This is a genomic window from Paenibacillus sp. FSL H7-0756 (assembly GCF_038006765.1).
Lineage (GTDB): Bacteria > Bacillota > Bacilli > Paenibacillales > Paenibacillaceae > Paenibacillus_AQ.
Genome location: NZ_JBBOVT010000002.1, coordinates 868,061 through 880,068, shown reverse-complemented (window position 1 = coordinate 880,068; position 12,008 = coordinate 868,061). Strand labels below are relative to the sequence as shown.

Here is a 12,008-nt window from a genome sequence, read left to right as displayed (position 1 = left end):
CAGCGGAGGGATAGACAACATGGCAAGTCAAGCTTACGAAAAGTTCACGCCGTTACTGAATGCCAAGCTCGTTCTGGGTTATCTGACCTCTATGGTGGATGCGCAGGAAGATAATCTGCCCTATTGGCTTGTACTGCCGCATAAGAAGCCTGCTGAGGCTGCCCACTGCCGGGTGGACGATGCGGAGCTGGTTGGCTCCTGGTATGAGGCTATAGATGCGGTGCGCAAAATGCTAAAGACGGGGGAAGGCGCTGCGGTGCAGCAATCCTTTTACCGTCATCTGATGAAGTCGTGGGGGGAGCACGGCCTGCGCTTTCATGAGCCTTATCCGTGGACGCATACGAATCATAGCTCTTTTCACGAGATGGGCTATATTCTTCCCGCGCTGAACCGGATGCTGGAGAATGATCCCGGGGATGAGGAGGCGGAGAGCAGAGCGGCCGGGCTGGTCAGGGGAATGCGCTCCCTGGTGATCGGGCGGACGGTCCGAACATTCTGGTCGGGGGATTATGAGGAGCAGGAGCCTCTGTACGAATTCCCGAATGATGTGTATTTGAAGGACGGCGGCTTCGATCTGTCCAGGCATACCGGGCGGGGGGAGCAGGCGATCCGCAATGCCATTGTTCTTCATTCTCTGGTGCGCAGATATGAGATTACCGGAGATGAGGCGGCACTTGATCTCGCAACGGGTCTCGCCAACCACCTGCTTGGACCTTCACGCTATTTCAACTATAAGATGGAATTCTTCGGACATGTCCATTCCGCAGGCTGGGTAGCTTCCGGTCTGGTACGTCTGGGCCGGGTAACTGGCAAGGAGCGGTATATTACCGCAGGCAAAGGAATCTATGATTATATCCGCAGCCTGTCTTCCTCCTTCGGTTGGGTGCCGGAATATGCCCAGTGGCATCCGCCGCATGAGGAGCATTGCGAAACCTGCTGCATCAAGGACATGATCGAATGTGCAAATGAGCTGATTCTGGCCGGGTATGAGGAATATTGGGAGGATATGACCCTGTATGCGCGGAACCAGCTGGTGGAAAATCAGCTAAAGGTATCTTCCTACGTGGTCACAGACAACGCCCGGCCTGACGAAGCAGGCATAACCTACAGGGAGATTGATACAAGAATGATCGGGGGCTTCACCGGAGGCTCGCTCGTGAATTCCATGTCGTTATCCAAGTTCCGCTCCATTGCGGGCTGCTGCGTCGGCATGGCTCCGGTAGCTCTGGAGATCATATGGAATCGGGCGGTGGAATTCCAGAATGGCACAGTATTCGTTAACATGCCGGTGGATAAGGAGACGGACGAGGCTGCCGTCACCATGAGCTATCCCGATCTGGGATATATGTCCATTACAGCCAAGCAGCCGTGTAATGTTGCGGTACGGGTCTATGACTGGATGGGGACGGACCTCACCGTTAGGTTAAATGGAGCCGTATGTGCAGCCGCACGGGAAGGAAATCTGCTTGTGATCCGCAGTGTTGGAGCAGGGGATACGGTAGAGCTTACGCATCCGCTGGAGACGGTGGTGGTGAAGGAGACGGTGCGCGGCGAGGAATACAAGGTCTCCTGGCGAGGATGTGATGTCGTGGATATCGCTCCCCGGGGAGAGCACTTGCGGCTGTATCAGCGGGATCTGCGCATCCCGAAAGTGTATCCCACGCCGGAAGATGTTCACTTCACCGGAGCGGCCAATTACGGTCCCACCCAGCAGGCGCAGGGGAGCAAATAACTTCAGCACTGAAGCAATAAGCCGGTAAGTGAAATATATGCCACAACTAAGCCGTAATTGAAAAACCGCACCCCGCAGGCATCGCTTGCGGGGTGCGGTTCGTTTGCGCGTTGGAAGAGAATACGAACTAAGCCGCTAAAGAGGTATTCCTTCAATACTGGGAAGATTGCAGCCATACGCCTACTTGTTATTTGTCTTCCTGATCAGCTCCACGCCATCATATGCCAGACTGTCCACACTTGCCGCCTTCTGCCGGAGGTAATGATCCAAAAAGGTCTTCGTATAGTCTGTAACCAGATTTCGCATCTCCATCGCATCCCGTTCGCCTCTGAGTTCCTCACTAACACCGGTAAAAACGATGTCACAGTAATCTAAGTGCGCCACACGATCAACTGAGAAATAATAGGTCTCTCTGCTATTGTTAGCGCCAATGACCGCATTCATGTTGTAGTTGGGTTCACGATACAGCAGCAGGAAGGGCGTCTTAAGGTCACTGTCGAGGAGACCGAATGCACCGCTGTCTAAGCCAATCCCGCAGGTGAACCGGCCGTCGTCCCGGCAGACCATCGCCGTCGTAAGCCCTCCATACGAATGTCCGACGATGCCCAGGCCGGTGTCAACACGCAATCTGCCTTTAAAGATAGAATCCAGCTCTCCAGCGTCCAGCTTGTACAGATAATCGGCTACAAAACGTACATCTTCTGCCTGTAATTCACTATACTCAGTTACCTTGTCAATTACCGGGAGTGCAAGCACGTTACGGCACATCTGAACGGCAGTTTCATCGTCAGGGTGCAGTTCCATCGTACCTGCCAGCGCCTGCATCTCAGGATCTTCAGACAACGCTATGATGGCTTCCGAGAAACCCTTGGATACATTATAGAGACGCCCGTCTTTACGCTTATACATTGTGCTATCCGGATGCCCGATGCTGACCACAACGTATCCCAAGCTGGCCAAGTCCGTACAGAGTACCGTCCCCCATTCCGGAGAACCGCCCCCGCCGCAGACATAGAATAACACCGGATAGCGCTTTTCCTTCCCGGATAGAGCAATGTTGTCGTAACACCGGGTCTTGAACTCTATAGAGAAAAAATCGCTCGTAACATACCCGGTGACCAGCGGCTGATCCTGTAACATCCCGTAGACTTCAGGAAACATGTATGCTGATGTAGCCTTATCTTCGCTGCTATCAGACGGATAGTAGACGAACGCCGTCAATTCTCTTGTGGAATGATCCGCTGCCGTATACTCCAGATCCATCTGAGTCCGGCCAACAGTATAGCTGCCAATAGGTGCTGGAAAAACCTCATAAGTTTTCATATGCTTGTTCATACACTTCTACTCCTTTGCTTTTTTAATATCGCTAACCAGCTCGGAATATTTATGATCTTCAAGCAGACCATGACCCATAAAGTCAGCAAAGTATTTGCTAAGCTTATGCTGCATCTGAGAATCCTTAATCCCGAATTCCCTATAAAACATGACTAAATTAAACTGCATAGATTCAAACATAAATGAAATCAGGTCATCGTCAATATCAGGCCGGAGATATCCGTCCACCCTCAGCCGCCGTATAATGTCCTTGATCAAGGGGAAGGACTCGCCCTTTAGTACAGTCAGATATACTTTTAGCAAAATGTCCTCGGGGATGTGTAAAAAAGTCTCAGTAAGCTTGATTTCCAGCGCATTCAGCGGCTCGGCCACAGTGCCATTCACATTACCGAATAAGCCGGTAAGGAAAGACCGGAATAGGGAATCTTCAGTGCTGTTATTAAAATACGCAGCTTTTTTCCGGGTCACATTACGTATTAAGAGACAATACAGGTCATCTTTGTCTTCAAAATACCGGTAGAAGGTTCCGGGGTGCATAGACAAGCTATCCAGAACCATCTTCATCGATATATCCTCATAAAGATGATCCACAAAAAGCTGCATAGCCCTATTTGATATTTCCTCGCGTCTGGCTTCATCCAATCGAAAAAACGTATTTTTTGGCATCGCTTCCTCCTTTAATACGTAGTGTGAACTCATTCACACTATATCGATAATCAATTCACGTGTCAAATATCCGGGCCGAAACAACGGCATTAAAAAACCACAACCCGCAAGTAACTCTTGCGAATTGTGGTTTGAGGCGTTAGAGCAGAATACGAACCTCGCCGCTCGACAGATATTCCTCTTCGCCATTCGGATACCGGACCTTCAGGCGGCAGTCATTGTCGATATCAACGGCGGTTGCCGGTTGCTCTTGATGCTCCTTAACAACCATAATTGTCTCACCCAAGGACATCATGCGCTGGCGGTAATCGGGCAGGAACAGCCGTTCCTTAAGCTGCTCATAATAGCCCATGAAGCGGTTCAGCACTTCGGCTGTAAGCCGGTTCCGCAAATCCCCTTCGGGATTGCCTGCCTGATAGATCGGGGCTGCAACCTCTGACAGTTCTGCGGGAAAGCCGCCCGGGGGCAGCGTCACATTGATCCCGATCCCGAGCACAGCATAATCCAGCCACTCGCTCTCCAGAGACAGGGAAGCCTCGGTGAGGATTCCGCATACCTTTTTTCCGTTCATGAATACGTCATTCACCCATTTAATCTGCGTGCTGAGGCCGGACACACTCTCGATAGCCAGAGCGACCGCAACTGCAGCAGAGGTAGTCAGAAGCGTTGCATCTGCCGCCGACAGCCGGGGACGCAGCAGGATGCTCATATAGATGCCCGTCCCCGCTGGGGAAAAGAAAGGCCGGCCTTTCCGGCCCCGCCCGGCGGTCTGCTCCTCCGAGAGAATGACTTTGCCTTCCGCTTCTCCGCCGGAAGCCAGCACCTTCACCAGCTCGTTCGTGGATTCCACGCTCTTGAAAACTTCAAGCCGCAGCTTCTGCCCCCTGGCATCCAGATATTTGGCAACTGCGGCGGCGGACAAAATGTCCGTCTGGGGGGAGAGGGAGTATCCCTTATTGGTGACGGCCTGAATGGAATAGCCGTCGCTCTGCAGCGCTTTGATGGCCTTCCAGACTGCGCTGCGCGTCACGGATAACCGCCCGGCGATATCCTCGCCGGAGAAGTACTCACCCTTATTGCTGTCCAGTAAGGCCAGGATATGTTCTTTGACTGTCATGCCTATAACCCTCCACAAGTCTAACGTTCCGAGCTCATCTCTTTAAGTATATTAACATGCTTAGGATCATTAGAAAAATTAAGACTTTACGTTAATTTCTTTAGTGCATCTTACACACCTCTATTGTGAACCTAATAATAATTAATGGTTTACAATTGAACCATCCTCCACTATAATTCAGCTTGTTGGCTGGACTCCCTAACCGGAAGGGCGTCCAATTCCTGTATCTTATCTCGTGGAGGTTATTGAATTGAGAATCAAAGAGTTGGTCTATGCGGCCTTATTCGCCGCGCTTATCGCGGTGCTGGGCTTAATTCCGCCCGTATCCCTCGGCATTATCCCTGTACCTGTCACTGCCCAGACGCTTGGCGTTATGCTGGCCGGCTGTTTTCTGGGCTGGCGGACAGGCGCGCTCAGCCTGATCATTTTCCTTATCCTCATTGCGTTAGGCTTGCCGGTATTACCAGGCGGACGCGGCGGGCTGGCTATCCTGGTTGGACCGACAGCAGGCTATCTGTTCAGCTGGCCGCTTGCGGCCGGACTGATCGGCTGGTTCGCTGAAGCGGTCTGGCCGAAGCTCCGGGCCTGGAAGCTGTTCGCTGTTAATCTGATCTTTGGCGTTCTGCTCGTTAATCTGATCGGCGCTTCGACCATGGCCTGGATCACGCATACTCCGCTCTGGACCGGACTTGCCGGGTCTGCGGCTTTTCTGCCCGGAGATCTGATCAAGGCTCTGCTGGCCGCCGTCATCACCATGCAGCTCCGGGCGCTCAGTCCGCTTGAAGACAAGAGAAGGGGATAGACAGCTATGAATCTGGCAGAGCTTATTCTGGAGCGTGCACAGCAGGTCCCGCACCGCATCGCGATATCGGACGGACTGGAGGAGCTTACATACGCAGAGCTTACGGAGCGTGTCCGGCGGGTGGCTGGCGGCTTACGTCATGGCGGGCATACGGAGCAGCCGATTGCCATCTTAAGCGGCAACCGGATAGAATTCGCCGAGTTCCTGCTTGGCGCAATCTATGCCGGGTGCGCACCGGTACTGCTGGACCCGATGTGGCCGCAGGCGGTGCTGGAGCAGGTAATCCATCAATGCGAGCCCGGGATGATCATCAGCGAAGCGCAATACGCAGCAAAGCTGGCGGGCAGCAGCTTCTGCGGAATGGCCCGGTTAGTCTTTGACAACGGCCAGTCAACCGGCAGCTACAGGGAGTGGCTGTCCGGCTGCGGGTCAGAGGCATCGGCAGAGAGACACCCTGAACTGTTGTTCATCGGATATACATCAGGAACGACCGGGGTACCCAAAGGCTATATGCGTACCCACCAATCATGGTTCAACAGCTTCAGGGCGACAGAACAGGCCTTCGGCTTGCATCAAATGCAGCATGTGCTTGCGCCCGGACCATTCGTTCACTCCCTGTCGCTGTTCGCCCTGTTGCAATCGCTATACAGTCTGGCCACCTTCCATCTTCTCGCGGAATTCGACGCTGCGCGGGTACTTGAGTTCTGCTCCTGCCATCCGGAGGTGATTCTGTTCGTGGTACCCGCCATGGCCGATGCCATGTTGCACCACGCTGATAAGACGGCCGCCAAGGTAACCATGCAGGCCATAATCAGCTCTGGCGGCAAATGGCCTGCGGCTTCCGCACAGAGATGCCGCGAGAGATTCAAGGGAGCGAAGCTCTATGAGTATTATGGTTCATCTGAAGCGAGCTATATCAGTTACCAGGAGCTGACCGGAGCGGAGCCGCCGGACTCGCTGGGCCGGCCGTTCAGCGGGGTAGAGCTGTCCACCCGGGACGGACAGTTCCGCGAGGTGCCTCCGGGAACCGTTGGTGAGCTGTACGTACGCAGCGGTATGATGTTCGCCGGATATTACGGCCTGCCGGAAGAGACGGCACAGGTCTTTCGGGACGGATGGCTGCGGACAGGAGATTATGCGGCTATGGATGAGGAGGGGCAACTGCGCCTGGCCGGACGCGCAGGCAGTATGATCAAGAGTGGAGGACTGAAGGTGTTCCCCGAGGAAGTCGAGGCCGTACTGCTCCGCCATCCGGCGGTCCGGGAAGTGATGGTGTGCGGCTTTCCGGATGACCGGTGGGGAGAGCAGGTCACAGCGCTCATTGCGTGGAGCGGCCCGCAGCGCCTGGCGCTGGAGGACATCCGCAGCTACTGCCGCCCTTTTCTAGATAGCTATAAGCTGCCGGGGCGGTTGATCTCTGTGAAGGAATTCATCTACACCGGCTCCGGCAAAATCGCCCGCCAGCTCATGAAAAGCCGGGCGGAAGCAGGGATGAAATGAGGGAGGCGGCCCTGGTCCTGGCCAAGCGGACGCCAGTCGGCAGAATTGGCGGACAGCTCTGTACGCTGGAACCGGAGCAGCTGCTGGCTCCGCTGATTCAGCAGTTAATCCATGAGGCCCGTCTGCCTCCCGATTGGATAGACGATGTGATCATTGGCAATGTAGTCGGACCCGGCGGGAACATCGCACGCAAGTCGGTGCTTGAAGCCGGACTCCCCGAGACGGTTCCCGGCGTCACCGTCGACAGGCAGTGCGGCTCAGGGCTTGAAGCCATTATTATGGCTGCGCGCCTGATCCAGAGCGGGGCAGGTGAAATCTTCCTCGCAGGCGGAGTCGAGAGCACCAGCCGGGCTCCCTGGCGGATGCTCCGGCCGGAGACGGTCAGCGGTACGCCGAAGCTGTATACCCGCGCGGCGTTCACACCTGCAGCGCTTGGCGATCCTGATATGGGAGTGGCTGCCGAATATACGGCGGAGAAATACGGTATTTCCCGGGAGGCGCAGGACCGCTATGCGCTGGAGAGCCATATGAAGGCTGTGGAGGCCCAGCGCACAGGCCGATTCACAGGAGAACTCGTGCCTATAGCCCGCGACGGCTTTATTGTAACGGATGATGAGTGCCCAAGGCCGGATACAAGCCTCTTGAAGCTGAGCAAGCTGAAGCCTGCTTTTGTGAAAGGGGGAACGGTCACGGCCGGCAATGCCTGCCCTCTTAATGATGGCGCGGCACTTGTGCTTATGATGTCCCGTGATATATGCGACCGGCTGAACCTGACACCGGTTCTCCGCTTCATTGACTCGCAAGCCTCTGGAGTTGACCCGCATTATCCGGGCATGGGACCGGTCCCGGCCGTTCGGAGGCTGTTGCAGCGTCAGCGGCTTCACATCAGTGAGTTGGATATTGTTGAATTCAATGAAGCTTTTGCCTCGCAGGTATTGGCTTCGCTACAAGAGCTTCAGCTTCCGCCGGATAAGGTCAACCTTGGGGGAGGCGCGCTTGCACTGGGCCACCCTTATGGAGCCTCAGGCGCGATTCTGATGACACGCTTATACGCGGAGATGCTGTACCGCCCATACCGCAGAGGACTTGCCACCCTTGGCATCGGCGGCGGAATGGGGCTGGCTGTACTTGTCGAAGGGATACCCCGCAGATGAGCGGGTATGAAAGTGAAGGATAAAGCAGAAAGGAGCAGCGCCAATGCTGATTTTTGACCAGGTGAATTATGATTACCGGCAGGGGGAGCCTGTGCTCCGCCAGCTTAGCTTCGGGATTCATCCCGGTGAATTCGTAGCCGTCACCGGAGCGAACGGCAGCGGCAAATCCACAGCCGCCAAGCTAATGAACGGATTGCTGCTGCCAAGGGCAGGAGAGGTGCGACTGGGAGCTCTGAGCACGTTGAAGCGCCAGGATCTCATGAGCATCCGCGAGCGGGCCGGACTGGTCTTCCAGAACCCGGACGATCAGTTTATCACGGCGTCGGTGCTGGATGAAGTGGTGTTCGGACTGGAGAATCTGCGGGTGCCGGGAGCAGAGATGAGGCAGCGTGCAGAGGCTGCCCTGCGGGCTGTGCAGATGGAAGCCTACGCAGACGCCGCTCCGCATCAGCTATCCGGCGGACAGAAGCAGCGGGCCGCCGTGGCTGCTGTTATCGCCATGCAGCCGGAGATTCTGATCCTGGATGAAGCAACCTCCATGCTCGACCCGCAGGGGAGACAGGAGCTTCTTCAGCTTCTGCACAGCCTGCACCGGCAAGGCCTGACGATCATCCACATCACGCATCATATGGATGAGGTGCTGGCCGCTGACCGCGTTCTGCTGCTAAACAACGGGGAACTGGCCTATGACGGGCCGCCTTCCCGCTTGTTCAGCAATGACTCTATGGCCGGGCAGGCGCTGGAGCTACCTTTTACAGCCAGATTGTATCAGGCTCTTGGACTAGATGTACCCGTAAGCGCGGACTGGAAGGAGGCGATCAGGCAATTATGGGCTATGCGTTAAGGGATATAAGTGTAAGGCTGGACGGCCGGGATATCCTGCGTTCGGTAAGCTGCCATCTGCAGGAGGGGAAGTGGATCTCGCTGATCGGCCGGACCGGGGCCGGGAAGTCTACTTTTGCCAAGGTGGTTAAAGGGCTGATTCCCTTCTATAGAGGCGAATACACACAGCATGGACAGCCTATGCCAAAAGACCGCCAGGGACGGCTGAAGGTGGTTCCGCAGATCGGCTATGTTTTTCAGTATCCGGAGCACCAGCTCTTTGCGGCGACGGTGGAGCAGGAGCTGGCGTTTGCGCTCACTGTGCAGGGGGTATCCAGAACAAGCGTGGACCAAGCTATTCATGCGGTTATGGAAAAGGTGGGGATACCCGCTGAGCTTCTTCCGCAAAATCCGTTCCAGCTCAGCGGGGGGCTGAAGCGTAGGGTGGCGATTGCTTCGGTGCTGATTGCGGACCCGGAGCTGCTGATTCTGGATGAGCCGGCGGCGGGGCTTGATCCAGGCAGCAGAAGGTCGCTGCTCTCCCGGCTCCGAAGCTGGCAGAAGGAGAACGGGCGGACGGTGCTGTTCATCTCCCATCAACTGGAGGACGTAGCCGAATATTCGGATGAGGTGATTCTTTTTCATGAAGGGCGCAGCTTAGGTCACTACGAGGTGAATGAATTATTCCTGAAGCGCCCGGAGCAGATGGAACAGGCTGGCCTGCCTCTGCCGGAGCCGGTGCAGCTCTTAAGACTCATGGAGCAGTTATCCGGGCAGAGGCTGGAGCCGGCAAGCTGCCGGGAAGCCGATATTATGGAACGTGTCAGGGCAGTCTGGCACGGCAAAGACAAGCTGGCATGAGCACTACGACCGCTTGGGGGCAGTATGTCCATTCCAATTCCGTTATTCACCGGCTTGATCCGCGGACCAAGCTGTTGAGCGTCGTTGTGTTCACCCTGTGCTGTATGCAGCTAAGATCACCCTGCGGATATTTGGCAGCTGCTGTACTTGCAGGGAGTTCCATGCGGTTATCCCGTCTCCCGCTTCGTCTGTACCTCAGCGGCTTACGGCCGGTGCTCTTGTTCCTGCTGCTGCCGCTATGCTATCATCTTCTGTTCAACCGGAGCCAGGGCGGTATCATGACGGAAATATTCAACCTCTGGCGCATTCTGCTGCCGGTCGCGTTTGCCCTGGTCCTGACACGGACCACAAAGCCGCTGGATCTGGCCAAAGGCCTGGAAGTCATGTGCAAGCCGCTCGCCCGTCTGGGGATTCCTGTGGAAGCCTTCGCACTGATGGCCATGCTGGCGGTCCGCTTCATTCCGACCATCAGCCAGGAGCTGGACCGCATTCTTATGGCGCAGAAGGCACGGGGCTGCGAAATTGGGAGCCTCCGAGGCTGCCAGCGGATTCAAGCCTGCCTGCGTTTAATCATTCCGCTGCTGGCGACTACGATCGGCCGGGCCGAGCAGCTCGCTATGACCATAGAGGCCAGAGCTTACGGGGACGGGAGGGGCCGGACCTCGTTCAGAGTGCTGCACTTCTCGCGAATGGATGCTGCGGCAGGGGGAATCATGCTTGTGTATACTCTGCTGATTCTATCAGGCTAGCGGCCGTGGTAAGATGGACAAGAAGTGAACAAGGTTAGAGAGAAGGGATGAGACTTGAACCGGACTGCTATTCTGGAACGGCTCCAGACACAGCTGCGTGAAGGCAACCATATTATCGGCGTCTCGACAGGCACGGGAATTACAGCCAAGGTTGCCGCTGACAGCGGAGCAGACTTCATCCTCATGCTGAATTCGGGCAAGTTCCGGCAGATGGGGAGAAGCTCGCTGGCGGGGTTCCTGCCCTTCTGCAACAGCAATGAGATGGTGATGGATTTTGCCTCGAAGGAGATTGTGCCGCTGGTGAGGGACACTCCGGTGCTGTTCGGGCTGAATGCAAATGATCCAACGAGAGAAATGTCTCTATACATAGATGAGATCAAGGCCAAAGGCTTCGCGGGAGTGAATAATTATCCGACGGTCGGTCTGATCGACGGGGTGTTCAGAGAGGCACTGGAGGAGGATGGCATCAGCTATGAGAGGGAGGTTGAGGCTATACGTCTGGCTCATCAGCAGAAGCTGTTCACGGTGGCTTTCGTCTTCGACGAAGCCCAAGGCGTCCAGATGGCCGAAGCGGGGGCAGATGTGATCTGTGTGCATCTTGGCCTGACCGTAGGCGGATTGCTGGGGGCGCGAAAAGTGGTCTCCCTGGAAGCTGCCAAGGCGAAAGCCCTGCGCATTCTCACTGCCTGCGGGGAGGTTAAGCCTGAAGTCATTAAGATGATCTACGGCGGGCCGGTCAAGACTCCAGTTGACGTTCAGTACATGTACAGCAGCAACACGCAGATTATGGGCTACATTGGCGGCTCTGCCTTTGAACGGATTCCCTCCGAGCAGTCGATTACGGCTATTACCCGCGATTTCAAACGCCTGGGGAAGCTGGATGAGGATGATCTCATGGTCAAAATGCTCAGCGGCATTACCCGGCATTACGATTACGTAGAATTCGTCAAAGAATATGTCGCCCAGAATTACAGCGAGGAAGTAGTGTTCGCAGATCTGGCCAAGGTGGCGCATGTGTCGCGCAGTTATTTGAGCAGCTTGTTCAAAAAGGAAGTCGGGTGCAGCTTCCAGAACTATCTGGTCGGCTTCCGTATGCAAAAGGCTGCCATACTGCTCCAGGCCCCGCACCTGCCATTATCCGAGGTGTCTGCAATGGTCGGCTACCCCGACTATGCCCAGTTCAGCAGAATGTTCAAAAAGCTTATGGGCTGCTCGCCCAAGCAGTACAAATCTAACCTAAACACAAAAACATAGGACATAAAAGCGTTTT

Annotated in this window: 11 protein-coding genes; 8 read left to right on the top strand and 3 right to left on the bottom strand. The window is 55.4% G+C overall.

Annotated features, from left to right (window positions below):
- Nucleotides 1–19 precede the first annotated feature (19 nt).
- The gene (locus NST04_RS20440) at nucleotides 20–1,732 is read left to right on the top strand and encodes a hypothetical protein (RefSeq protein ID WP_341185881.1); all 1,713 of its coding nucleotides are present in this window, start codon (nucleotides 20–22) and stop codon (nucleotides 1,730–1,732) included.
- Between the two features lie 180 nt (nucleotides 1,733–1,912).
- On the opposite strand, the gene NST04_RS20435 is transcribed toward NST04_RS20440, so the two are convergent.
- From NST04_RS20435 to NST04_RS20425, 3 genes are all read right to left on the bottom strand, one after another.
- Nucleotides 1,913–3,055 (bottom strand): alpha/beta hydrolase, encoded by a 1,143-nt coding sequence (locus NST04_RS20435; protein ID WP_341186808.1) that lies wholly within the window; start codon nucleotides 3,053–3,055, stop codon nucleotides 1,913–1,915.
- 18 nt (nucleotides 3,056–3,073) lie between these two features.
- Nucleotides 3,074–3,733, bottom strand: a complete 660-nt coding sequence (locus NST04_RS20430; RefSeq protein ID WP_341185880.1) for a TetR/AcrR family transcriptional regulator — start codon at nucleotides 3,731–3,733, stop codon at nucleotides 3,074–3,076.
- Nucleotides 3,734–3,872: 139 nt separating this feature from the next.
- On the bottom strand, nucleotides 3,873–4,850 hold the full coding sequence (locus NST04_RS20425) for a biotin--[acetyl-CoA-carboxylase] ligase (protein ID WP_341185879.1): 978 nt from the start codon (nucleotides 4,848–4,850) through the stop codon (nucleotides 3,873–3,875).
- Between the two features lie 250 nt (nucleotides 4,851–5,100).
- On the opposite strand from NST04_RS20425, the gene NST04_RS20420 reads away from it, so the two are divergent.
- Genes NST04_RS20420 through NST04_RS20390 form a run of 7 tightly spaced genes read left to right on the top strand, consistent with a single transcriptional unit; the run spans nucleotide 5,101 to nucleotide 11,992 of the window.
- Nucleotides 5,101–5,652 carry a biotin transporter BioY gene (locus NST04_RS20420; protein WP_341185878.1) on the top strand — a complete coding sequence of 184 codons (552 nt, stop codon included), beginning with the start codon at nucleotides 5,101–5,103 and terminating at the stop codon, nucleotides 5,650–5,652.
- 6 nt (nucleotides 5,653–5,658) lie between these two features.
- Nucleotides 5,659–7,152, top strand: coding sequence for a class I adenylate-forming enzyme family protein (locus NST04_RS20415; RefSeq protein ID WP_341185877.1), 1,494 nt, complete (start codon nucleotides 5,659–5,661; stop codon nucleotides 7,150–7,152).
- Nucleotides 7,149–8,306, top strand: coding sequence for a thiolase family protein (locus NST04_RS20410; protein ID WP_341185876.1), 1,158 nt, complete (start codon nucleotides 7,149–7,151; stop codon nucleotides 8,304–8,306). The genes NST04_RS20415 and NST04_RS20410 overlap by 4 nt, the downstream gene beginning before the upstream one ends.
- Before the next feature lie 43 nt (nucleotides 8,307–8,349).
- Nucleotides 8,350–9,150, top strand: coding sequence for an ATP-binding cassette domain-containing protein (locus NST04_RS20405; RefSeq protein ID WP_341185875.1), 801 nt, complete (start codon nucleotides 8,350–8,352; stop codon nucleotides 9,148–9,150).
- Nucleotides 9,135–9,989, top strand: a complete 855-nt coding sequence (locus NST04_RS20400; protein WP_341185874.1) for an ATP-binding cassette domain-containing protein — start codon at nucleotides 9,135–9,137, stop codon at nucleotides 9,987–9,989. The genes NST04_RS20405 and NST04_RS20400 overlap by 16 nt, the downstream gene beginning before the upstream one ends.
- Entirely contained in the window at nucleotides 9,986–10,738 is a 753-nt protein-coding gene (locus NST04_RS20395; protein WP_341185873.1) for an energy-coupling factor transporter transmembrane component T family protein, read from the top strand. Before NST04_RS20400 ends, NST04_RS20395 begins: the two co-directional genes overlap by 4 nt.
- 54 nt (nucleotides 10,739–10,792) lie before the next feature.
- Nucleotides 10,793–11,992, top strand: a complete 1,200-nt coding sequence (locus NST04_RS20390) for a phosphoenolpyruvate hydrolase family protein (protein ID WP_341185872.1) — start codon at nucleotides 10,793–10,795, stop codon at nucleotides 11,990–11,992.
- Nucleotides 11,993–12,008: the final 16 nt, after the last annotated feature.

What these genes read in the sequence shown, in the direction of transcription:
- NST04_RS20440 (WP_341185881.1), top strand. Translation starts at nt 20, where the DNA reads ATGGCAAGTCAAGCTTACGAAAAGTTCACGCCGTTACTGAATGCCAAG.
- NST04_RS20435 (WP_341186808.1), bottom strand. Translation starts at nt 3,055, where the DNA reads ATGAAAACTTATGAGGTTTTTCCAGCACCTATTGGCAGCTATACTGTT.
- NST04_RS20430 (WP_341185880.1), bottom strand. Translation starts at nt 3,733, where the DNA reads ATGCCAAAAAATACGTTTTTTCGATTGGATGAAGCCAGACGCGAGGAA.
- NST04_RS20425 (WP_341185879.1), bottom strand. Translation starts at nt 4,850, where the DNA reads ATGACAGTCAAAGAACATATCCTGGCCTTACTGGACAGCAATAAGGGT.
- NST04_RS20415 (WP_341185877.1), top strand. Translation starts at nt 5,659, where the DNA reads ATGAATCTGGCAGAGCTTATTCTGGAGCGTGCACAGCAGGTCCCGCAC.
- NST04_RS20410 (WP_341185876.1), top strand. Translation starts at nt 7,149, where the DNA reads ATGAGGGAGGCGGCCCTGGTCCTGGCCAAGCGGACGCCAGTCGGCAGA.
- NST04_RS20405 (WP_341185875.1), top strand. Translation starts at nt 8,350, where the DNA reads ATGCTGATTTTTGACCAGGTGAATTATGATTACCGGCAGGGGGAGCCT.
- NST04_RS20400 (WP_341185874.1), top strand. Translation starts at nt 9,135, where the DNA reads ATGGGCTATGCGTTAAGGGATATAAGTGTAAGGCTGGACGGCCGGGAT.
- NST04_RS20395 (WP_341185873.1), top strand. Translation starts at nt 9,986, where the DNA reads ATGAGCACTACGACCGCTTGGGGGCAGTATGTCCATTCCAATTCCGTT.